The organism is Paenibacillus sp. FSL H7-0703 (assembly GCF_038003485.1).
GTDB lineage: Bacteria > Bacillota > Bacilli > Paenibacillales > Paenibacillaceae > Paenibacillus > Paenibacillus polymyxa_B.
This window is the reverse complement of record NZ_JBBOPF010000001.1, coordinates 3,000,876-3,022,863: the sequence shown is the minus strand read 5'-3', so window position 1 is coordinate 3,022,863 and position 21,988 is coordinate 3,000,876. Positions and strand designations below refer to the sequence as shown.

17 protein-coding genes, 1 other RNA gene and 1 pseudogene are annotated in these 21,988 nt (G+C 40.5%); 16 read left to right on the top strand and 3 right to left on the bottom strand.

The genetic code is table 11. The features are described 5' to 3' along the window. Nucleotides 1-108 precede the first annotated feature (108 nt). The 11 genes from smpB (at nucleotide 109) to MHB46_RS13200 (ending at nucleotide 12,977) form a co-directional block, all read left to right on the top strand. Nucleotides 109-588, top strand: coding sequence for an SsrA-binding protein SmpB (gene smpB, locus MHB46_RS13250; RefSeq protein WP_013308270.1), 480 nt, complete (start codon nucleotides 109-111; stop codon nucleotides 586-588). Between the two features lie 250 nt (nucleotides 589-838). Continuing rightward, nucleotides 839-1,203, top strand: a transfer-messenger RNA (tmRNA) gene (ssrA, locus tag MHB46_RS13245). Between the two features lie 40 nt (nucleotides 1,204-1,243). Further along, the gene (locus tag MHB46_RS13240) at nucleotides 1,244-1,963 is read left to right on the top strand and encodes a hypothetical protein (RefSeq protein ID WP_341162571.1); all 720 of its coding nucleotides are present in this window, start codon (nucleotides 1,244-1,246) and stop codon (nucleotides 1,961-1,963) included. An 857-nt stretch (nucleotides 1,964-2,820) separates the two neighbouring features. Further along, nucleotides 2,821-5,787 carry a DNA/RNA non-specific endonuclease gene (locus tag MHB46_RS13235; RefSeq protein ID WP_341162570.1) on the top strand — a complete coding sequence of 989 codons (2,967 nt, stop codon included), beginning with the start codon at nucleotides 2,821-2,823 and terminating at the stop codon, nucleotides 5,785-5,787. Between the two features lie 7 nt (nucleotides 5,788-5,794). Further along, nucleotides 5,795-6,280, top strand: coding sequence for an antitoxin YezG family protein (locus tag MHB46_RS13230; RefSeq protein ID WP_341162569.1), 486 nt, complete (start codon nucleotides 5,795-5,797; stop codon nucleotides 6,278-6,280). A 172-nt stretch (nucleotides 6,281-6,452) separates the two neighbouring features. After that, nucleotides 6,453-6,962 (top strand): hypothetical protein, encoded by a 510-nt coding sequence (locus MHB46_RS13225; RefSeq protein WP_341162568.1) that lies wholly within the window; start codon nucleotides 6,453-6,455, stop codon nucleotides 6,960-6,962. 150 nt (nucleotides 6,963-7,112) lie between these two features. After that, nucleotides 7,113-8,114, top strand: coding sequence for an AAA family ATPase (locus tag MHB46_RS13220; protein ID WP_341162567.1), 1,002 nt, complete (start codon nucleotides 7,113-7,115; stop codon nucleotides 8,112-8,114). An 18-nt stretch (nucleotides 8,115-8,132) separates the two neighbouring features. Beyond that, nucleotides 8,133-10,688: a S8 family peptidase gene (locus MHB46_RS13215; RefSeq protein ID WP_341162566.1), complete on the top strand. Its 2,556-nt coding sequence runs from the start codon at nucleotides 8,133-8,135 to the stop codon at nucleotides 10,686-10,688. A gap of 570 nt (nucleotides 10,689-11,258) precedes the next feature. Then, nucleotides 11,259-11,486 (top strand): DUF896 domain-containing protein, encoded by a 228-nt coding sequence (locus MHB46_RS13210; RefSeq protein WP_341162565.1) that lies wholly within the window; start codon nucleotides 11,259-11,261, stop codon nucleotides 11,484-11,486. A 67-nt stretch (nucleotides 11,487-11,553) separates the two neighbouring features. Further along, complete coding sequence (locus MHB46_RS13205) at nucleotides 11,554-11,952, top strand: DoxX family protein (protein ID WP_341162564.1); 399 nt, start codon at nucleotides 11,554-11,556, stop codon at nucleotides 11,950-11,952. Between the two features lie 74 nt (nucleotides 11,953-12,026). Next, on the top strand, nucleotides 12,027-12,977 hold the full coding sequence (locus MHB46_RS13200) for a ring-cleaving dioxygenase (RefSeq protein ID WP_341162563.1): 951 nt from the start codon (nucleotides 12,027-12,029) through the stop codon (nucleotides 12,975-12,977). A 75-nt stretch (nucleotides 12,978-13,052) separates the two neighbouring features. On the opposite strand, the gene MHB46_RS13195 is transcribed toward MHB46_RS13200, so the two are convergent. Beyond that, complete coding sequence (locus MHB46_RS13195; protein WP_307353712.1) at nucleotides 13,053-13,385, bottom strand: winged helix-turn-helix transcriptional regulator; 333 nt, start codon at nucleotides 13,383-13,385, stop codon at nucleotides 13,053-13,055. Nucleotides 13,386-13,593: 208 nt separating this feature from the next. Here MHB46_RS13195 and MHB46_RS13190 point away from each other — a divergent pair. Continuing rightward, nucleotides 13,594-14,208 (top strand): annotated as a pseudogene (locus MHB46_RS13190) (NAD(P)H-dependent oxidoreductase); the annotation flags it as partial. Nucleotides 14,209-14,255: 47 nt separating this feature from the next. Here MHB46_RS13190 and MHB46_RS13185 read toward each other — a convergent pair. Continuing rightward, a complete protein-coding gene (locus MHB46_RS13185) occupies nucleotides 14,256-14,762 on the bottom strand; it encodes a tautomerase family protein (protein WP_341162562.1) in 507 nt (168 codons plus the stop codon). A 283-nt stretch (nucleotides 14,763-15,045) separates the two neighbouring features. On the opposite strand from MHB46_RS13185, the gene MHB46_RS13180 reads away from it, so the two are divergent. Then, nucleotides 15,046-15,603: a PadR family transcriptional regulator gene (locus MHB46_RS13180; RefSeq protein ID WP_023986500.1), complete on the top strand. Its 558-nt coding sequence runs from the start codon at nucleotides 15,046-15,048 to the stop codon at nucleotides 15,601-15,603. Nucleotides 15,604-15,825: 222 nt separating this feature from the next. Here the strand turns inward: MHB46_RS13180 and MHB46_RS13175 are convergent, their stop codons facing one another. Beyond that, complete coding sequence (locus MHB46_RS13175) at nucleotides 15,826-16,977, bottom strand: glycosyltransferase family 2 protein (RefSeq protein ID WP_341162561.1); 1,152 nt, start codon at nucleotides 16,975-16,977, stop codon at nucleotides 15,826-15,828. Nucleotides 16,978-17,334: 357 nt separating this feature from the next. On the opposite strand from MHB46_RS13175, the gene MHB46_RS13170 reads away from it, so the two are divergent. The 3 genes from MHB46_RS13170 to MHB46_RS13160 all read left to right on the top strand — a co-directional run bounded on the left by MHB46_RS13170 (nucleotide 17,335) and on the right by MHB46_RS13160 (nucleotide 21,859). After that, entirely contained in the window at nucleotides 17,335-18,057 is a 723-nt protein-coding gene (locus MHB46_RS13170) for a GntR family transcriptional regulator (RefSeq protein ID WP_023986502.1), read from the top strand. A gap of 294 nt (nucleotides 18,058-18,351) precedes the next feature. Next, complete coding sequence (locus MHB46_RS13165) at nucleotides 18,352-20,736, top strand: phosphoketolase family protein (RefSeq protein WP_341162560.1); 2,385 nt, start codon at nucleotides 18,352-18,354, stop codon at nucleotides 20,734-20,736. A gap of 280 nt (nucleotides 20,737-21,016) precedes the next feature. Continuing rightward, nucleotides 21,017-21,859 carry an aldo/keto reductase gene (locus MHB46_RS13160; RefSeq protein WP_341162559.1) on the top strand — a complete coding sequence of 281 codons (843 nt, stop codon included), beginning with the start codon at nucleotides 21,017-21,019 and terminating at the stop codon, nucleotides 21,857-21,859. The last annotated feature ends 129 nt before the right edge of the window (nucleotides 21,860-21,988 follow it).

Below are 21,988 nucleotides of genomic sequence, written 5' to 3'. Positions count from 1 at the left end.
TTTACCATCTGAAATTTGTTACAATATATTTCTAGGCGGCTCTTTGTAGCCAGATTTTGATGCCTAGATTTCAAGAGTGAATTACGTTATTCATAAGGAGTGGTATTCATGGGTAAGAAGGCAGACGGGAAAGTGCTCGCCCAGAACAAAAAAGCTTCCCATGACTATTTTATTGAGGACACCTACGAGGCGGGCATGGTATTAACGGGAACGGAAATTAAGTCTCTACGGAATGGTCGCTCCAATATAAGTGATGCATTTGCTACGATCCGTAATGGCGAAATTCATATTCACAATATGCATATCAGTCCCTTTGAGCAAGGCAATCGTAATAATCCTACTGATCCGACGCGTACGCGTAAGTTGCTATTGCATAAAGAGCAGATTCGCAAGCTTATCGGTTTGTCCAAGCAGGAAGGCTACACGATTGTACCGCTCAAGATTTACGTTCGCAACGGTTATGCCAAGCTTTTGCTCGGATTGGGCAGAGGTAAAAAGCAGTATGATAAACGTGATGCTGCGGCTAAACGCGATGCACAACGTGATATCCAACGCGCTTTGCGTGAGAAGCAGAAAATTGCAAGATAAGTTGCTGTATTATTGGGTATGGTACAAATTACGTGGAGAAGTTACTTGTTCCTGTAATGGTGCTATTTTATAAGGCTTAAATAGCTTCATTTCGTTTCGTAATGACCTGTAATATGGTATACTAACGAAGTAGTCAGTTTTAAAGCTTTTAACTTTGTTCGAGTGTTGAATCCTAGGATTCAGCTTTTGATATTATGCATGCTTATGCTCCGGTATTTCCGGTTTTATCCGTGGAGCCCTTTTATAATAAGGGGGCGTTTATGGATTCGACGGGGATAGTTCGAGCATGGGTAGCGGGTAGTGGGGACGCGTCCGCTTCATCAACGCTAAAGCCTATTAAACGGCAAACAACAAAACAACTACGCTTTCGCAGCCTAAGAAACTGTGTGCGTGCTTCTACCCAGCATCGTCCATGTGACTGGGATAGGGGCTAACAAATAGTGGAATACGCTGTCTCATCTCCGCCTGCGGTGAGCTGAAGAAGATAATCAGGCTGACCCGAAGGGAATCCGGTGACAGGGAGTTTCTAGGGTGACATCAAAACTGTCACTACACCCGTAGAAGCTTATGTGTCGTTATCTTCGGACAGGGGTTCGACTCCCCTCGCCTCCATTGCTATCTTTAAAAAAGACACCATTAAGGTGTCTTTTTTTGTATGCAAATCTATTATTCTGGTGAAACAAATTACTATAATATTAGATTTGGAGTGAGGATAATGACCTTAATGACTACTGAAAAGGAAAAACAATTTCAGATTGCGGATTACAAGAATTTAATTGAAAAACTAATCAAGAGGGGATCTTTGTTTACTTTATTCAAATTTCAAACTGAAATGATACGAGAGATAACTGCTGATGATCCAGACTTCACACAAAATAGAATTGTTGATTTTCTAAGAATATTAAAGGAGGTAACTGATGATTGCTTAACATGCACAAAATGCCATCAACCATATAATTTTAGGATCTGCACTGGGCTAAGTTATAAAAAAGATAATGCAATTGAGCTAACTTGTAATGGGTGTGGTGATTGTTTTACGCATTCGGAGAAGAGAAGTCATGTAACATATTTTAATTTCGAGGCTTGGAGAGAAGTAGACAATTTAAGGAAAAGGTCTAGAGGATTCACGATAAGTTATCGACTTAGTTATTCACCTAAGAAGGCACTTCTTTATATATACGATAATAAAGAGATGCGTCCTGAATTATGGGTTAATGGCTACCAAATCTTTGAAGCGGAAGAAGTGAAGAGTTACTGGAACTACTCAAAAGGGTTAATAAAACAATGGAAAAAGGATGAGGAACTACAATCAGCGTGTATTCAAATTGAGAATGCAAAGATCTACACACTGGATGAAGTTTCAAAGGGTGATTAAATTAGGTTGGAGTTGGCGAAAGAAGTAGTTGTTTTTGACAGGAATCTAGTTTGGTGATTGGAGAGTTTCAAGTGAGGTGCTGTTTTTACACAAGGTTTCGTTCTCTCGCTTTACATTAAGGTACTTAAAGCCATCAACCAGTGTCTGGTTGGTGGCTTTTTATTATGGCTTTAATAATTGAGATGAAGAGGTTTTACAATTGATTTTTTACTACAGGCGTACATAGAAATATCAATGCCAATTCAGGAGGAACACATTGATTTTGGTACCACTTATAGTTAGGTCTTGATAGTTGTTTTCCATCCACTGTCTGGAAACCAGTCATTAATCCAGCGATTTCACGTTGGACCGATTTCTTCAGAAGACCCAAAATGAACTGTCACTGCATATAACCCTTCCGTGATGAGTACTCCTGTAAATCGGATGTGTTATCAAAATCAGAATCTACAGTTATTACTGCGTACGATATTTTGTCCTTCGGTAGTATCTTGGGTGAATGGTCAGGAAATACAGACATCCTCTCTTTTGCGTGTGGATATAGCTCATGTTAAGGAAAATAAGGCTTCACCGATAATAGGAGCCTTTCAAAGTAATAATATCTATTTTCTTTTAGGTGGAAGATGGTTTTGGGGTTTCATATATTCATTCGTTAGCTATATTAATTCAAAATAACAGATCGGATGGAGCTTTCTGTAAACAAAATCACTAATCTATCCGATACATACATAAGAATGTTTTGCTGTTAAAAATAACCTCTTAAACTTGAAATCTGAATTGTATAGTAGCTACGAACACATGTAAATACAAGGTAGATGGCGAACGCGCCTTGTGCTGCTAGAAAGGAGATATGAAAGAATTTGGAAGTACTGCAAAACGGAATAGGGTATGAAAGTCTACACTTATACGGTCCTTTTCAACCTCAGCATATGGAACAATTGCGAATTACCAGGGCCGTTAACGATCATGCATACCTGTATGTGAGCGGCATGCTGTCGGAAGAACAGGGAGCCGCGTGTGTTGGACAGGACATGGAGCAAGAGCCGATTGTTATACGTCAGCTAGATGAGCAAGGACAGTCGAACAGAAGATTGTTTCACGGGCTGGTTACACGCATGTCAGTACACTGCATAAGGGGAGTATATACCTTCGAACTGGAGGCAGCCTCGCATTCCTATCAAATGGATATCAAGACGAAAAGGCGCTCCTATCAGGATATTCATCGTACCTATGATGATCTGGTCACTACAATGGTTCGGAAGTACATGTATGGAGATGCCATTGATACCGTAACCAACTATGCCCAGTTAGGTGCTTTTGTTTTACAATATGAAGAAACCGATTGGGCCTTTTTAAAGCGTCTTGTCTCTCGCTTTGGTTCGGTACTTGTGCCGGAGGTCACGGCTGCATCACCTAAGGTTTTCTTTGGAATGCCAGAAGGCAAGCAGTACAAGGTGGAACGAGATGTATTTTACAGGGTACGAAAAACGTTTCATGAGTTAGATACAGGAAAACCAGGGGAACGTGCTGGCGCTTATGTCACCTACACGATTGAAAATCTGCAATACTATGCGCTGGGTGATTTGATTACGTTACCCATCGGACAAGGCAAAGAGCTGGTCGTTGTGAGGGCAGTTACAGAGTTAAAGGACGGTCTACTCCAAACTCGTTATGATCTCCAAACCGAACAAGATATTCACTATGCTCGGTATGAAAATGATCAAGCTATCGGGATTTCACTCACGGGAACGGTGTTGAAAGTACAACAGGATTTCGTACAACTTCAACTGGAAATTGATCCGAAGCAAGACCCAGCTAAAGCCTGCTGGTTTCCCGTAGCCACCCGTTATGTAGCGGAAGAGCATAGCGGCTGGTACGACATGCCTGAAGTTGGGGAACAAGTGGAGCTGTATTCACCTACACACTGTGAACAGGAAGCCTATGTGACCGATTCCTTGCGACAGCATCGCCACGCCAATGGACAGCTAGATGTGAAGGTATGGAAACACGTACAAGGTAGCGGCATAGAAATGTCTGAGCAAGAGCTGATCCTGTCCACTTCCGATGGGTTTTCGATTACACTACATGAGGATACGGGCATTACCGTCAACAGTCCGGGGAATGTACAGATTCAGGGTAGTCATGTAAAGCTGGATGCAGGTCAGGAACTATCACTGGAAGCTGGGACCGCACTATATTTAAAAGGTGGAGCCAGCAGTATGGTGCTGGATGGTGAGACGGACACCAAAGCCCCAGTGATTTATCAGGAAGGTACGGTGAAGGCTCCTGTTTTCGTAGCTGACCTCCCTCCTGTACCTGAGCCTCCATTGATGAGTATTAAAGCGTATGAAGCGGCTCAAACTGCAGCAACAGCCAAAGCCCCATCCAGCAACACTCCTACCGCGAAAGTCACAAGTCCGGCAGCCCTTCAACAGGCTAAAGCCTTGATGGGTACGGTGTCTAAGCTTTTAGGCTCCATTCCGGTGATGGGAAAAGTGACTGGTGCTGTTATAGGAGCACTAAGTGGACCTGCGGCGGGTGTCATTCTGAAAGCAACTGCAGCGATTCCTGTTCGAAGTAAAGGAACACCTACGGTTGGGGGAGGCGGTAAGGGGAGTCCTCATCCGCTGAAGTATTTGGCCAGCTTGGCGTTACAAGGACTCATTAGCCAGTACGAGCACGAGCAAGCCAGAGATGCCTATTATAAAAAGTGGATACTGGGGAAGGTATATACGAATGCACGTGGATTCGGTTTACCCACTTCATTGGAGGATATGGTTCCTTATATACGGAAGCTTGCAAATGAACTGGGGGGAGCATACCAACAGATTCCTGCGGATTTGAGACAACGCTGGAAGGCGAAGTCCGAAAATCACATGGAGGAGCAAAAGGAAAAGGAGAAAGTTAAAAAAACCTACAACTTTGATGAGTATCATAAACAAGAAATATGGGGTGTGAAAATACTTAGTAAAGAGGGGGTCTCGGGTCAGGAAGCAGCCGCAGCTAGCATTGCCTATAGAGATGAACAAATCAGAATAAACAGCGAATCAGATCACGTGGATATTAACCAAAAACAATTAGAAGCGGCTTTTGAAGGCTATGATTATTTAACGGGAAGAAAGATAAGCATATTAGAAGCTATTCCTATTATCAGTACTGGTTTAATTATGAATTTTCACGGGCTTAGAAATGCCAATAGGAATATAGGGATAACCTCTAAACCATTTAACATCTCAAAAGTAAAAAAACCGATAATGGGGAAGGTTACGCCTCCAAAGCCAATTGAACCACCCAAAATTGAGGTAACGGGTGTAGTAGATAGTAAGGCTGAAGTTTCTTATGGAACACAGATTGGTAGAAGTGGCAATAAAAAAGTGTTACAACCTAATGTAAAGTACACAACTCCAGAAGGCTATACTTATGAAACAAATAAATTTGGTCGTATTGATAGCGTCGAGGCTGATTTACAACTTGGCACAGGACCAAGAAATAAGTACGCTCAAAGCAAAGTGGGGGGAGAAGATAGAATCCGAGGTGATTATCCACAGAGAGATGATGGTGGTCATTTAATCGGTAGTCAATTTAAAGGTTCTGGAGACATTGATAACTTAGTGCCAATGAATTCTCAAATTAATCAAGCTGGTGGGAAATGGCACACAATGGAACAAGAATGGGCAGCAGCATTAGGGCGGAAAGAAAGCGTAAAAATAAAAATAAAACCCCAATATATTGATGATTCTGCTAGACCTGATAGTATCATAGTGGAGTACTCAATTGATGGTGGTAGAACTCAAAAAGTCACAATAAAAAATCAAAACGGAGGTTGAGAAGGCTATGGAGAAACAAATGGATCAGTTATATCCTCAAATTGCAGAGCATGTTTTAGATATGATACCTGAAGACAAATGGCATGAGATTTATTTGTATGCTGAAATATTAGGTGACTCTAGTAATGTATACTTTTATTTTAATACGTCTGAGAACGGAGATTTTATATACTCTCATGATATCCCCGAAAAATATGGTGTGAGTGAGAAAATTTATGATGACTTGCTATTAGGGTTACAATCCAAATTTGAAAAGCTAAGAAAAATATTTATTGATAATGATCAAGAGGCGTGGACAAATTTAACCTTAGTACTGAAGTATCCTGGTAAATTAAATATTCAATATAATTATGAAGATATAATAGCTTCAAAAGTAACGCCAACTCAACGACAAATGATCTTTGAATATCAACATTTAGGATTATTACCTATAAGTGAGAGAAACAGACAGTTTTTAGAGGGATATTTAAATAATCAAGATAAGTATCAGTAGAGCCAAACCCACTTTGACATAATATGTCATTGTGGGTTTTTATAATGTACTCGGCTTTCCTATAACCTGGCGATGAAAGAGCGCTACATGCTGGGCAGGAGGGGATATAAATAGGATGAAGTAGAATAAATAAAGCGAATCCTCCTTCTAAACCTAAAAAAGGGAGACCATAATGAAGCCTATAATGATAACTAAAGGATGGAATAAACACGATCTTTGGAAGGGATGTATACTTTCATCTATTGCGCACGCAATTATGGTGGCCCATTATCCTGAACTGTCCTATGAACATTCTTGGGATAGAATGAACTATAGTGTTATTGACGGAACAGGTGGGAGAGCAACAATTACATTCAGTGAAAAGCATTGTGTTGCAGCATTCCGAAATGACAATGTTACTCGTTCTGATGTTACAGCTGCTATTGATTTTTTTGAAGGAGCACCCGATGAAGTCTTGGAGCTAGCGAGAAACGAAATTTTGGAGTATCTGCTGGAGGAATTGCTGAAATCCCTGACACATGATATTCGAGTGATGATCGGGATGCTGGACGTGAAGTGCAGCATCCGCAGTTGCGGTGCATCGGGAGACGAAGCAGGTGCATATGACAGTAGAACTGCGGGATGTGGAGCGGGCATTGTACCGAAAAACTGTGATTGCAGAGTTTTAAAGCTTGCACATTGATATAAAGAATTTTGTGAAGGGCCGACAATTATTTTGACAACTCAATTCATGCTGTGAGAGTATGAATACAAGGAAGTTGTTGACGGCTCTTCATAAAATTTTCTTTAATTTTTAGTTACACAGCTTTATTTTAGAAAGGATAAATAAACCATGAATGCTGACTTGTATAAGCGGCTCTTTAAAGCGATTTTTTCAGAAGATGTTGCCTCATTAAAAAAAATTGCCGATCTTATTATTTCAAGCGAAAGAGAAAAAAAACACAAAGTGCTAGCTGACTCACTTGAAAAAATAAAGTATACAGAGAAGCCTAAATCCAAGAATCCGATCACACAATACAACAAGGAGAAAAATACTGCAAGCGGTATGGGAGCATTACCTACTAGTAAACGCAATGACATACAACTAGTATCTTATATACCTAGAGAGCAACTAAAGCATCATATGATTTTAAGCGACGAGATTGAAAGTAGATTATTGACTATTGAAAAGGAATATGCTGCGAAAGAGCGTTTAGCCAAATTCAATCTTGTTCCAAAAAAGAAAGTTTTACTTTACGGTGATCCTGGCTGTGGAAAAACATTGGCTGCTGAAAGGTTAGCTTGGAATTTGGGATTGCCTTTATTGAAGGTACGATTTGATTCTTTACTATCTTCTTATTTTGGAGAGTCTGCTTCCAATTTAAGAGCTGTTTTCGATCATAGTAAAAATGAACCTGTCGTACTTTTGCTTGATGAATGTGATTTTATTGCTAAGTCTAGGACAACTGGTCAAGATGTGGGTGAGGTTCCACGCATCGTTAATATGTTACTAACATTACTAGATGAATACAGTTCTCCAGGTTTAGTAGTTGCTACTACAAATTTAAAGGTATCACTTGATGAGGCCTTATTCAGAAGATTCGACGATATTATTGAAATTATTAAACCTTCAGCTGGTGAAATACAAAAATTGCTCAAAACTACCTTTTCTGCTATGAATGTAAGTAGAGATATTGAATGGGAATCTATCTCTAGGCGTCTTGAAGGCCACTCTGCTGCTAATGTTGTGTCTATTGCACAAAATGCTGCTAAAAGCTGTATTCTTGAAGGTTCAAAAGTTATAAACGAAGCACATATACAAGGAGTAATTAAAGATATCTCCATGAAATATTAATAAGGTGAGGTTATAACGATGGCAAGCGATTTTACACATCTTCCTTTATCTATAGTATTAAATGGTAAACCTGCATTAAGAGGCAGAGGGCCTAAAGATCCAAGAACGTTGGAAAATAGGCAAAACCGAAAAGGCCATGGGAATTATATCAAAAACCAAGCAGCTCAGTTATCCAAGTTTTGGAAAGATAAACAAGAAGAACGGATTAAAGAACAATTACCAGAGATTAAAGCTGGTATTCCATTACTTCTTGAAATCGATCCTAATAAGGATATCAGTTTTCTAAAAGGATTAGGATTTGAAGTTGTTTCAGAACTTGAAGAAGGTTATGTTATCGTTTCGAACGGAGATTTTGAATTTGCTACATTATACAGTAAAACTGAAGATTTTATAAATGAGGTTTCAAATAGATGTAATACACCTGCTCGCGTTTATGCTTTTCATGGAGATGAATCCAGATTGAAGAGGATATTTGGTGGCAACTTAATGAACATATGGCCTACGATACTTGAAGATCAAAATTACGAATTAGATGTTAGTATCAGTTGCTCTGGAAACATTTTTAGTTTGGAGCAACCCCCTTCTCAACCCGAAGATATGAGTGAAGAGGAATTTAAACAAAGTAGACGATATCAAAATTGGCAAAACAAATACTTTCAAGCTTATGATTTATGGGATGAACTTAAATTAGAGCGTGAAGGACAATTTGAGGAGATTATTTCTCACTACAATGGTAAATTCATAAGTTCTTATGTTGATGGTGAGCCAACTTTTTTAGAATTTTGCGATAGTTTTTCGGTCAGAGTTCTAGTAAGTGGGAAATGCTTAAAAGACTTGGCGTATAACTTCTCCCCAATATTCTCTATTGAGTACGTAAGAGACCTCTGCATAGGTGAATCATCGGAAGTTGTCTTAGAAGATTTGTCCATGGATGTCACAATTGATCCTCCAGATGATGATGCTCCAATTGTTGCTGTCATTGACAGTGGAATTCAAGAAGGCCACAAATATATTGAACCAGCATTACTCAGCGATGACTCAAGATGTTATGTTAAAGGAACTACATCAGTTTTAGATGAAGTTACGCAAGGAGGCCATGGCACCAGAGTTGCTGGAGCAATTCTTTATCCATCTGAAATACCCCAATCTGGGACGTACAAACTTCCTTGTTTTATCAGGAATGCACGTGTCTTAGATGAAAATAATGAGCATTCAATTCAAAGTAGTATTTTTCCTCCACTATTTATTAGAGCTATTGTTGAAGAGTTCTCAAAAAAAGCGGAGAGAAAGACTAAAATATTTAATCATTCTATTGCTGAATTAAGCTCTTGTGAAATAAAGCATATGTCTCCTTGGGCTACTGAAATTGATTTGCAAAGTTATGAGAATGATATTTTATTTGTTCAAGCAGTAGGTAATTTACACCAAAAAACAATCGAGAATTTTCATAAGGAAAAGATTCCTTATCCTAACTACTTATTTGACGAAAAGTCACGAGTTGCAAATCCCGCACAAAGCATGCAGGCACTGACTGTTGGATCAATCTCGCATTCAAATTATGAAACAGACGATACCAAGGTAATTGGTGGAATAGACGAACCCTCGGCATTTTCGAGAGCAGGGTCAGGTATATGGAATTCTGTTAAGCCAGATGTAGTCGAATACGGAGGAACATGGGTCATAAATAAAGCAGGCGAAGAGGTAAGCCTTACTACGCCTGCAGATGTTTGCACAGATCTTCTTCGTGTCTCTCCTGATGGAAAGGCTTATGCTAAGGATGGGATAGGGACCTCCTTTGCTACGCCTAAGGTTACGTTTATTGCAGCAGAAATTCAAAAACTTTATCCGGATGCTCCAGCTTTACTTTACAGAGCTCTCATTGCACAATCTGCTAAATGGCCTGAGCATATACACAAAAAATTTCCAGACACTAAAGATATAGTTAGACATATTGGATATGGTCTTCCCGATGTTGTTAAGGCGACGCAGAATGATGAGTACCGTGTCACTTTAATAACCGAAGAACCTTTATATCTACAAGAAGGCCAGTCTCATATATTCAAAGTTCCTATTCCAGAAGAGTTGTATTCTGTAGGGGAAGATTTTGATGTGAAAATTGAGATTACTTTATCGTATGTTGCAAAACCTAGAAATACTAGAAGAACGATTGGTAGATACCTTTCTACTTGGCTGGACTGGAGATGCAGCAAAATTGGAGAAAGTGTTGAATCGTTTGCAGAAAGGATTCTGGAAACTGGTGCGGCCGTTGATGATGACGGAAATTTTAATTGGGTTATAGGTGAGCAAAGCAATCACGGGCAGGCTAAAGATTTTTCGAGGTCTCATAGTACACTCCAAAAAGATTGGACAGTAGTCAAGTCTAACCAATTGACAGATAGCTTTTGTGTGGCTGTCCGCGGACATAAAGGTTGGGATGCCAATATACCTGCGAAATATTCTTTGGTCGTCAGCTTTGAGGCTGTCAATCAGGATATTGCGATCTATGAAATGATTCGCAGTCTTGTTGAGGTTGAAGTGGATAATGTGGAACAAGAGATTGAATTAGAAGGGTAGTTATATAATAATTCTAATTAAGGGGGATAATATTTCTGTTCTTTTGCTTTTAAAGCTCTAGTATTTTCTCTGGGTAATTTGTTGTTCTAATACTTGATTCTTCTTGAAGTAATGCTCCACCGCCCTGAAGCATGGGGATTTGGTCGTTACGCTAAAGATGGTCGTCCTATTAAGGGAATCACGTATTTCAGATTGGCAAATTGGCAGGTGTCCTAAGCTGCATCCCCAAACATCCTGAACATCACAACACGTCGAATTGTGGATTTACCGTGCCACGGTTCGCCTCCATTTGAGTAAGACAAGAAAGCCATCAGCCAGTGATTCTGGTTGGTGGCTTTTTATTATGGCTCTAGTAATTGATTTGAAGAGGTTTCACACAACTTATAGCTTAAAGGTATCTCTAAGTGTTCTGGCTGCTTTTTCTTTCACCTTTGAAAGCAACTCAAGCGTTCATCTTCTTTTCTTTTGGAAAAAGTATTGACATGGATAGAAAAATATTATATCTTTATATCAAGATAAATAAATTAAAGATAAAAACAATCAGAAAATTTCGCATAGGGAGGTATATACATGCTTACAATTTTAGAAAGAATTAATCAGCTTGCAAAAAAAGCAAAAGAAGTTGGGTTAACTGAAATTGAAAAAATGGAACAAACGGATCTTCGCAAAGAATACCTTCAAATCTTTCGGGGTTCTGTACAAAGCATTCTCTTGAATGCTACGGTTTATGATCCGAATGGAGATGATGTTACTCCTGAAAAACTTAGAAAAGAACAGGCCCAAATCGCTAAACAATGAATTTAATTTTATCCAATATCTCTAATTTAATAATCTTTAAATAAATATAGTGTGGAGGGTGATTTTTATGTTGGCAAGTGGATTGTTACTGATACGTTTGGTGGTTGGATTGTTATTGGTGGGGCACGGAGCACAGAAGCTTTTTGGCTGGTTTGGTGGCTATGGTCCAAAAGGTACGGGCGGTTGGATGGAATCGATTGGCATTAAGCCCGGAGTGTTCATGGCAGTGTCTGCGGGGTTGATGGAATTGCTGGGAGGAGCTCTATTTGCTTTAGGACTACTCACTCCACTGGCCGCATTGTTGATTACGGTGACTATGCTTGGAGCAATTTTCAAAGTACATGGCCAAAACGGGATCTGGGCAACAGCTAATGGCTATGAATATCCGCTAGTTCTTATTGCAGTCGTAATTGGTATTGCGTTGACAGGAGCAGGTTCATATTCCATCGATGCATTACTTAGATAAAACATGATGTTTAGGTCATAGTAAATCGTCAACGACAAAAAACAAAGGTTCCTACGATTAAAGGAGGGTTTCATATGTCACTGCAAACTACAGGTATTCATCATATTACAGCTTTTGCCGGTAATCCGCAGGAAAATGTCGACTTCTATGCCGGCGTCCTGGGACTTCGGTTAGTGAAGAAAACAATCAACTTCGATGCTCCTGAGGTTTACCACTTGTACTTTGGCAACGAGGCAGGAAGTCCTGGAACAATCATTACTTTTTTTCCTGCACCAGGAACTCCTAAAGGACGAATCGGAGGTGGCCAGGTGGGCATAACCTCGTATGTGGTACCCCCAGGTTCACTTGATTTTTGGCAGCATCGTTTGCAAAGCTTTGATATTCAAGTTACGAAAACGAGCCGTTTTTCTGAACAATATCTTCAATTTGAGGATAATGAGGGCTTACGCCTTGAGCTTGTCGAACGTGAGGAAGGAGCGAACAGTACTTGGTCTTACGGTGGTATTTCGGCTGATAAAGCAATTAAGGGGTTTGGAGGCGCCGTGCTATTTAGCGTCAACCCACAGAGAACGATGGATGCATTGGAGAGCATACTCGGATTTACGAAAATCGCTGAAGACGCCGAATATGCCCGTTATCAGTCCGTAGGAGAAATCGGCAACATCGTGGATGTTCCGCTCGCCAAAATGGGTTTAGGCTTTGGTGGAGCAGGCACGGTACATCACATTGCATGGCGTGCAAAAGATTTCGAACAACATGAAGAATGGAGAAGCGCAGTCCAGCATTATGGCTATCAGCCGACTCCAATCATAGACCGCCAATATTTTAATGCGATATATTTCAGAGAAGCGGGCGGCATACTATTTGAAATTGCTACAGATCCACCGGGATTTGCTAATAATGAACCTGCTGAATCTTTGGGGCAGAAATTAATGCTGCCAGAGTGGTATGAACCGCAGCGGGCTCAAATTGAGGCGAATCTGCATCCTATTGAAGTGAGAACATTAACTGGAAAACAACAGTAAACGAAACGGCTACTGTTTCGCCCTCAGAGGAAACAGGATTAAACCCACTTTGACAAAATTGGTCATAGTGGGTTTTCATTTTTTCGAGTGCTCCAGATGAACCTCCCCCCAATCATACATACTGCGCAATATGGGGACGAAATTTGCCCCGTGAGTTGTTAGCGAGTATTCAACACGGGGAGGGATTTCTTTGAATACTTCCCGATGCACAAACCCGTCTTCTTCTAATTCTCTTAGCTGCTTGGTTAACATCGCTTGTGTGATATCAGGAAAGGCGCGTTTAATTTCACCGAATCTTCTGGTACCACGGGACAGAAACCATAAAATCACTATTTTCCATTTGCCGCCAATGATTTTCTGAACCTTTGTTAAGGGGCAATCTGTAAAATGATTCAGATTTTCACTCATTTATTCCATCTCCTCATCGTTTGTATCCCAGAAAGTCCTATGAAATCAATTAGTATGATTTTTGATAGTATATACTATAAATATGCCTACTTGTTGTTTCGATACCATTGGCTTAACATTACATTAGCATCAAGGCTTTGACAAGCCATATGAAAATATTCTGGGGGCGAAGAAGATGAACATTAATATTCTATAGGGTCACCCTTATGCTAAGAGCTTTAACAAAGCGATTTTGGAGCAGGTGATCGCTCATCTAAACGTACGAGGGGCGAATGTTAAGGTAAAAGATTTAATCCAAATGTCATTTAATCCGACGGTAGGCTTAAAGGATTTAGAGGCTAAGGTCACTAACGTATTGCCAGAGGAGATAGTAAAAGAACAGGAGGATTTATTGTGGGCAGATGCCTTGATTATTATTTCACCGGTATGGTGGGGCGGATTTCCCGCTGTTATTAAAGGATATATAGATAGAGTGTTCACAACAGGACTCATACGCTCTTCTGATGGTGTATATGGGCTTGAGGGCAAGAGAGCCTACTCGATTTTTACAACAGGATCTTCAGAAGACTATATTCGTATATCACGTCAGAAAGATATGCTCTACGCGGCGAACGATAATTTGTTTGGGTTCGCTAAGTTTTCGGATGCTGAGATTAAGCTTCTTTACTCGGTGCCGCGTGTAACCTCGGAGGAACGAAAAGCAATGCTGCTGGATGTCAATCGATTTGTCGATCGTATTTTTGATATGAGACCGGGAGAGGGAGGCAGTACGAGGGATAGCCTTTCTCTTCAAGCTTTGGAGCATGATTTGGCTAGCCATTAAGATTATGTAAACTGAAGGATGTTACTTTGGACAAATGAAGAACACCCTTATGGGTGTTTTTTCGTTAGATTTCCCGGTGTTACCCGTGTAATATTTTGCTTGATAGCCTTAATTTTCTCCTCAGTAAAGACTCCTGAATCCAGCAGGTCTAGAATAGAGAGCACGCCGCCGCGAGAACCCCAGCTGCCTTCTTCAATGACCTGGAAGGATACCCACCAAGTCGGGGATGGTTCCGGTACACCAAGTACTTTAGTCAAACTGCCAAGAATGTTTTCAAGCACTTTTTTGCGAACGTCGTTAGGCCAGTCACCATCCATCACTAGAACATTGACAGTAATTACATCACGTTCTGGCTGATCCGACAGCAATTGCCCGCCAATTGCCATGTAATCTATTGGACGTTCGGTGAAATGGACCTGAAACCCTTCTCTTGCTGGCGGACAATATTGACCTACCTCTGGAACGAGAACTGCATCCGTCAAACCTTCTGCCAAAAGACGACGCTGTTCAAGCGTTATGCGGCCTACTGGATAATTTACACTGATCATGGTCATGGTCTGATATCTCCTTATTGAGGTTTAACCAAGCGATGTCTTGGACTTCTTTATGATATCTGTATCCAAGGCTTCATCTTGGCAAGCTCATTGGTATTTGTTGATATCGTTAATATAAAACGATGATAAACCCCTGTCAACATTAATTATTATAATAATATATATTTAAATAATATATAGAGAGATGTGAAGCTAGTTTAAATGGGCTATAATTATGTCTAGTCTAATGAAAGCATGACATACTACGGAGATTTGCTAGAGGTAACAGGAGGCACAATATATAATGGCGAGACAGTCAGGAAAAACCAATACAATGTTTGCGGTATTAGGCATTCTGAGTCTGGGTCCTCATACCGGTTATGATATAAAGCAACATATGGAGCAAAGCACTAGTTACTTTTGGAATGAGAACTATGGTCAGATCTATCCCAGCCTGGCAGAGCTACTGGATCGAAAAGATATTGCAGTCGAGGTTATTCGACAGAAAGGAAAGCCTGACAAGAAACTCTACAGCATTACCGATCAGGGAAGGCAGACGTTGTCAGACTGGCTTTCTCAGCCCATGGAGCATGTGGTGATGCTTAAAAAAAATGAGCTGCTGTTGAGGGTGTTTTTTGGCGGGAATTCTTCGCCTGAAACGATTATAAAGCACATACAGGAGTATAAAGAAAAGCTAGTGGAAAGCTTGCATATTTTTGAAGAACTTGAACGTTGGCTTATCAACGTAGAGCATAAAGACCATAATCACAAATATTGGATGATCACAATGAGCTATGGTAAAAGTCAGTTTAGCAGTTTAATTAGCTGGTGCGATGATAGCATTAAAATATTGAGTTCTTAGCAGTTGGTAAAACTCATATGTAATGAATAATCAGAAAGCATGCTGGACTATCAGAGGAATAGTAAACTAGTAACGACAATTCTTGTCGTTATCTCCGGACATGGCGACTCCTCCTCCATAAAGCTGCTTGCCAAGTTGGGCTCGCACCTTTATGGAGGAGTTTTTTTATCCCGTAAGGAGGATGCAATACACACGATTTTGTACGCTGTAAATGAGTAACTATTATTCCACCAGCTTTTCAGACTTCACCAGCATTTCTCGTAACACGTGAGCGACTCGACTTTTCCGGTTCTCTGCTTTCTTTTTTATCAAGTGTAATGATTTTTTGTATGCATGAGTATGGCTTTGATCGTAGAACTGTTTGGCTGCAATGTGTAGTGTTCTTCTTAATAACAGTGCTGATGAGCGTGTTAACTTAGAGCGGAATCCCCTGCGCAATACCCGCAACGTATTTTTGTAGGCCTCAAAATCCTCCGATGGAGGGATCAGAGCAAATAGATTTAACGAGGAGTCATTGAATCCGTAGGTTTCATACATGATTCTCAAATTTTCCGTATTTAAAACGTTACCTCTAAGATAGGTTGGATGTTCCTGATGATATCCGACCACCTCTTTGATGCAATAAAAAGGAATCTTCAAGCGATGTAGTCTATAGCCAAGGTCCCAGTCTTCGAGTCCATACAGCACAAACCGTTCATTGAAACCTCCAATACGAATCAAGTGGCTGCGTCTGATGGCTACACAACGAGTAACCAGCAGCATCCAGGGGGCTACGTCTGTTGAGGCAAATTGTTTCTGCGTATTGGGAGGAACCCTTGTGGGGCTAACTACTTTAGACAACGCACCCGTTTGGTGAAGGATGTCTTCTGGGGTTATGATCGGAGTAATTTCGTTCGCTGCTTCATAGTCAGCATTCCATAAGTTGGACTGCGTAAGTATGTTGCGACATTGTTCTTTTTCTTCAGGAGAAAAGTCAGGGTAATAATGGGTAAAGGCGTCGTCCCACGAGTGAGGAATGCCTGAAAGCACGGACTTGGGATATTTACGGTGATAACGGCTCACGATCCTAATGAATTCCGGTAATACTACAAAGTCAGCGTCGCAGAAGATGATGTACAGCCCTTTTGCACGGCGCAGTCCCAAATTTCGAACCGCAGATCGACCGCGTTGTTCCTGATGTGACACATAGATAAGAGGATAGGATGCTTTGAAGCCTTCGACCATTTCTTTCGTTCCGTCTGTAGAACCGTCATCAGCTACAATGACTTCGAATAGTTGCTTTGGATAGGTTTGTGTCTCAAATGAAGCGAGTGTGAGCAACAATTGCTGTGCTCGATTATAGGTTGGAATGATGACGCTGTAGCGGATAGCCAATATGATCTCCCCCCCACCATTTTTATTAGAAAACGTTTGAACAAGATAAATAATAACAATGTATTCAAGGATTTTAGCCTGGTCTAGTCAAACATCCCTCAAGGTTCGAAACAGGCTTGGTCTTATTACCGATGTTATTAAGGTGGGGGGGGCTGTATTTTCTGCTCTTTTGTAGATACGTTCCGTGGTGTTATGTATGTGTAATCATGGTATTATGCATAGAGATGTAAAGTAAAAGCGAGGACGCTTCCTATTCGGTTGAAAGTCCACTCAGCATACAGAAACAAACACGAGATGAAATGGGCAAGTTATGGTAAACTATATGGAGTTATAGAAGACCTGAAAGAGGAGTACTATATGACACAATTTGTCTATAAGCAAATTATTGACGATCTCAAGATGAAAATCTTTGCGGGAAAGTTTGCAGATATGAGATTGCCAGATGAACGTAGTCTTAGTGAGACTTACCAGGTTAGTCGTAGTTCAATTAAACGTGCTCTGACTAAAATGGAGAATGTCGGAATTATTTTCAAAAAACAAGGTTCCGGGACATTTATTAATCCATTATACATAAGAAATGAATCTATCTTTAACTACGAAGGCTCTAATCTAGGGGTCACTGATAATTTTCAAATGCATGGTAAAAAGCCAAAAATCAAAGTACTGAGTTTTGAGGTCATTCCGCCAACAGAAGAGTTACAACGCGATTTGTTCTTGGAGACTCATGATTTTGTTTACAAAATTGTTCGCTTACGTCTGTTTGATGATGATCCTTTTATGATTGAAACGGGCTATATCCCCATTAAAATTGTCCAGAATTTAAATCAGACAATTATCGAGGGGTCCATTTTTAATTATTTGGAAGACTCACGGAACTTGGCCGTCACCAAATCTTTTTTATCCATTTTTGCAGAACCGTCTCAAGAGAATGATCAAAAGCTGCTACATTTAAATGAAAATGAGCCTGTAGGTATTATGGAAGGTGTGTTCTTTTTAGATAACGGTACGCCATTTGAGTTTTCTCATATGCGATTTCATTACAAATATTTAAAATTTAATACCTTTGTATCGGTTCACTAATGATAAGACTGGAGAATTCTCCGGTCTTTTTTTTATGGTTTTGAAAAAAGTATTGAAGCCTGCGATTGCCTCGTTTATTAAAAATTTTATTGGTTTATACTTCTATATATTTTAATGTAAGAGCTTTTTTACTGTCTTTTTAATTTATATTTCATAGTATGTTCAAAATTTCACAAAATTGGACCGTATCACTTGTGAAAAAGGTTGAATTTAATCAGTGTAGCGTTATGATGTACATGTAGATGAAATTTCCGGAAATAAATTACAAACAAAACTACTTAGGGAGTGGACACCATGTCGTTATCACCCGTGTTAGCAGATTATTCATCTAAAACATATTTAGAAAAACTTGATGCATATTGGCGTGCAACGAACTACATTTCGGTAGGTCAGCTGTATTTAAAAGATAATCCTTTGTTGAGAGAGCCTTTAAAAGATTCAGATGTGAAGGTTAAGCCTATTGGACACTGGGGCACAATTCCAGGACAAAACTTTATTTATGCACATCTAAATCGTGTTATTAATAAATATGATTTGAGCATGCTTTACATTGAAGGTCCTGGTCACGGCGGCCAGGTTATGGTTTCAAATTCTTATCTGGATGGAAGCTACACTGAAATCTATCCGCAAATTACACAAGATATCTCAGGTATGAAGAAATTGTTCAAACAATTCTCTTTCCCTGGCGGTATTGCTTCACATGCTGCTCCTGAAACACCTGGATCTATCCATGAAGGTGGAGAATTAGGTTACTCCCTTTCTCATGGTGTAGGTGCCATTCTGGATAATCCTGATCTGATTTCGGCTGTTGTTATTGGTGATGGTGAAGCTGAAACGGGCCCATTAGCCGCTTCGTGGTTTTCTAACCGATTTATCAACCCCATCACAGATGGTGCAGTGCTACCAATCTTGCACTTGAATGGCTTTAAGATTAGTAACCCAACGATTATGTCTCGTCAATCAAAAGAAGAATTGACCTCATACTTTAAAGGTTTGGGTTGGGAGCCGTTCTTTGTTGAAGGTGAAAATCCGGATCACATGCATCCAGAAATGGCGAAAGTGTTGGATACGGCTATCGAGAAGATTGAAGCTATTCAAAAGAATGCGCGTGAAAATAATGACCTTACTCGTCCGGCTTGGCCGATGATTGTATTCCGTTCACCTAAAGGCTGGACAGGTCCGAAGGAATGGGACAACGTGCCGAATGAAAATTCATTCCGTGCCCATCAGGTTCCAATTCCGGTTGATCAAAAAAATATGCAGCACGCACCTGCTTTGTTAGAATGGCTGAATAGCTATAGACCAGAGGAATTGTTCGACGAAAACGGTCGTTTAAACCCTGAGCTTGCTGAAATTCTGCCTACAGGCGATAAACGTATGGGAATGAACCCTGCTGCGAATGCGGGTAACCTCATTAAAGACTTGAAATTACCGGATTTCCGTAACTATGCGCTGGATAATTCCGTACCTGGTAAAGTGATTGCGCAGGATATGTCGGTTTTAGGGAAATACGTTAAAGATGTGGTTCTTTTAAATGAAGAAAATCGTAATTTCAGAATCTTCGGACCAGATGAAACGATGTCTAATCGCTTGGCTCCTGTTTTTGAAGTAACCAAACGCCAATGGATGGACCAAATTATTGAACCTAATGATGAATTTTTATCATCCTATGGCCGTGTAATTGATTCTCAATTATCCGAACACCAAGCTGAAGGATTGCTGGAAGGTTATGTATTAACAGGTCGCCATGGTTTCTTTGCAAGTTACGAAGCCTTCCTGCGTGTGGTTGACTCGATGATCACCCAGCACTTTAAGTGGCTGCGTAAAGCAACGGATCAAGGATGGCGTGCAGATATCCCATCATTGAATGTCGTAGCAACTTCAACGGTGTTCCAACAGGATCATAATGGGTATACACACCAAGATCCAGGTTTGTTAGGTCATTTGGCTGATAAAAAACCAGAATTTATTCGGGAGTATCTGCCAGCTGATGCCAACTCATTGTTGGCTGTTTTCGACACCATTTTAAACGACCGTCAAAAGATCAATTTGATTGTTTCGTCTAAACACCCACGTCCACAATGGTTTACTGCTGATGAAGCGAAAGAATTGGTGGATAAAGGGTTGAAGATCATTGACTGGGCAAGTACAGATCAAGGTGGAGAACCTGACCTTGTCATTGCTTCTGCTGGTACAGAGCCAACGATTGAAAGTTTAGCTGCGATTTCCATTTTGCATGAAAAACTGCCTGACTTGAAAATTCGGTACATCAATGTGGTAGATTTGCTGAAACTGAGAAGTCAAAAACTAGACCCGCGTGGATTATCCGACGCCGAATTTGATCATTTTTTCACAAAAGACAAGCCCGTTGTTTTCGCTTTCCATGGTTACGAAGGTCTGATCAAAGATCTGTTCTTTGATCGTCACAATCATAACTTGCATGTACATGGTTACCGTGAGAATGGCGATATTACGACACCATTTGATATGCGTGTATTAAATCAAATGGATCGTTTTGACTTAGTGAAGGAAGCCGTTCTTAACTTACCTGACGCTGGGAAGTACACCAACATTGTGGATGAAATGGATGCTACGATTAAGAAACATCATCAATTCATTCGCGAAGAGGGTATTGACCTACCAGAGGTAGAGAACTGGGTATGGAATGGCTTGAAATAAAAATACAGACACTTCAACTTTGTGTTGGACAACCAAGCAATTCAGCATGAAGTGGATTATATGATTTGGTAGTGGTATACAAGTGCCTGACCCCTTGACTTCAAGTATGATTTCAATGGGGATCAGGCGCTTTTTGATTTAGCACACAGAGAACTTGGTAGGGAAGTTACGAGCTAGTGGGTATATACATATATAGGAACGGAATGTATTGGATTGCTATATTCTACTGGAGCTTTGAAGAGGTGTTATGTTATATGAGAATAGTAAAGGAGGCTGTAATATGAACCAACAAATTCCGGAGAAGGTATTGAATGATGGGACTAAAGTGCCCGTCATTGGATTTGGGACTGCTGGATTGAAGGGTGCAGACGGAGTGAGGGCGATTACCAGCGCGATTGATGCAGGTTACCGTCTGATCGACACAGCGTTCAACTATGAAAATGAGGGTGCTGTTGGGAAAGCGGTCCAGCAGAGCTCTGTGCCCAGAGAAGAATTGTTGGTTTGCTCCAAACTACCGGGTCGTCGACATGCTTATCAAGAAGCCATTGTAACCATCGAAGAGTCATTATTTAGAGGAGGCCTGGACTATTATGATCTTTATCTGATCCATTGGCCGAATCCCCAAATTGACCGATATGTTGAAGCCTGGCAGGCGTTAATTGAGGCGAAGAAAAGGGGCTATATTCGTTCCATCGGGGTCTGCAATTTTCTGCCCGAGCATAATGAACGTTTAATTCGGGAAACAGGTGTCGCGCCGAGCATCAATCAAGTTGAATTGCATCCATTGTTTAATCAGGAGCACCAGCGTGCGAAAGATGCTGAACAGGGCATCGTGACCGAATCGTGGAGCCCCTTGGGTCGCGGTCACAGCATGCTGGAGAATGAAGAGATTGCGAAAATTGCTGCTGCTCATGATAAAACGACTACACAAGCGATTTTACGTTGGCATATCCAACTTGGAGCAATCCCGATCCCTAAGGCCTCTTCTTTAAAACACCAAACGGAGAATCTGGATATTTTTGATTTTGAGTTGTCTCCAGAGGAAATGAACGTGATTTCGGCATTTAGCAGTGAGGATGGACGGATATGGGGGCAGGACCCCAAGTCCTATGAAGAACTATAATCAGGAACAATAAATAGAAGGGTTCAAAAATCTGTCGCGGGTTTTTGGACCCTTTGCTTTTATAATAAAAGGAACACACATCTGAAAGTGATCAGTGGGCCAGTATATAGAGCTATGATGAACATTTTT

Coding starts and splice junctions, on each gene's coding strand:
- smpB (WP_013308270.1), top strand. CDS start 109: ATGGGTAAGAAGGCAGACGGGAAAGTGCTCGCCCAGAACAAAAAAGCT.
- MHB46_RS13240 (WP_341162571.1), top strand. CDS start 1,244: ATGCAAATCTATTATTCTGGTGAAACAAATTACTATAATATTAGATTT.
- MHB46_RS13230 (WP_341162569.1), top strand. CDS start 5,795: ATGGAGAAACAAATGGATCAGTTATATCCTCAAATTGCAGAGCATGTT.
- MHB46_RS13225 (WP_341162568.1), top strand. CDS start 6,453: ATGAAGCCTATAATGATAACTAAAGGATGGAATAAACACGATCTTTGG.
- MHB46_RS13220 (WP_341162567.1), top strand. CDS start 7,113: ATGAATGCTGACTTGTATAAGCGGCTCTTTAAAGCGATTTTTTCAGAA.
- MHB46_RS13215 (WP_341162566.1), top strand. CDS start 8,133: ATGGCAAGCGATTTTACACATCTTCCTTTATCTATAGTATTAAATGGT.
- MHB46_RS13210 (WP_341162565.1), top strand. CDS start 11,259: ATGCTTACAATTTTAGAAAGAATTAATCAGCTTGCAAAAAAAGCAAAA.
- MHB46_RS13205 (WP_341162564.1), top strand. CDS start 11,554: ATGTTGGCAAGTGGATTGTTACTGATACGTTTGGTGGTTGGATTGTTA.
- MHB46_RS13200 (WP_341162563.1), top strand. CDS start 12,027: ATGTCACTGCAAACTACAGGTATTCATCATATTACAGCTTTTGCCGGT.
- MHB46_RS13195 (WP_307353712.1), bottom strand. CDS start 13,385: ATGAGTGAAAATCTGAATCATTTTACAGATTGCCCCTTAACAAAGGTT.
- MHB46_RS13185 (WP_341162562.1), bottom strand. CDS start 14,762: ATGACCATGATCAGTGTAAATTATCCAGTAGGCCGCATAACGCTTGAA.
- MHB46_RS13180 (WP_023986500.1), top strand. CDS start 15,046: ATGGCGAGACAGTCAGGAAAAACCAATACAATGTTTGCGGTATTAGGC.
- MHB46_RS13170 (WP_023986502.1), top strand. CDS start 17,335: ATGACACAATTTGTCTATAAGCAAATTATTGACGATCTCAAGATGAAA.
- MHB46_RS13165 (WP_341162560.1), top strand. CDS start 18,352: ATGTCGTTATCACCCGTGTTAGCAGATTATTCATCTAAAACATATTTA.
- MHB46_RS13160 (WP_341162559.1), top strand. CDS start 21,017: ATGAACCAACAAATTCCGGAGAAGGTATTGAATGATGGGACTAAAGTG.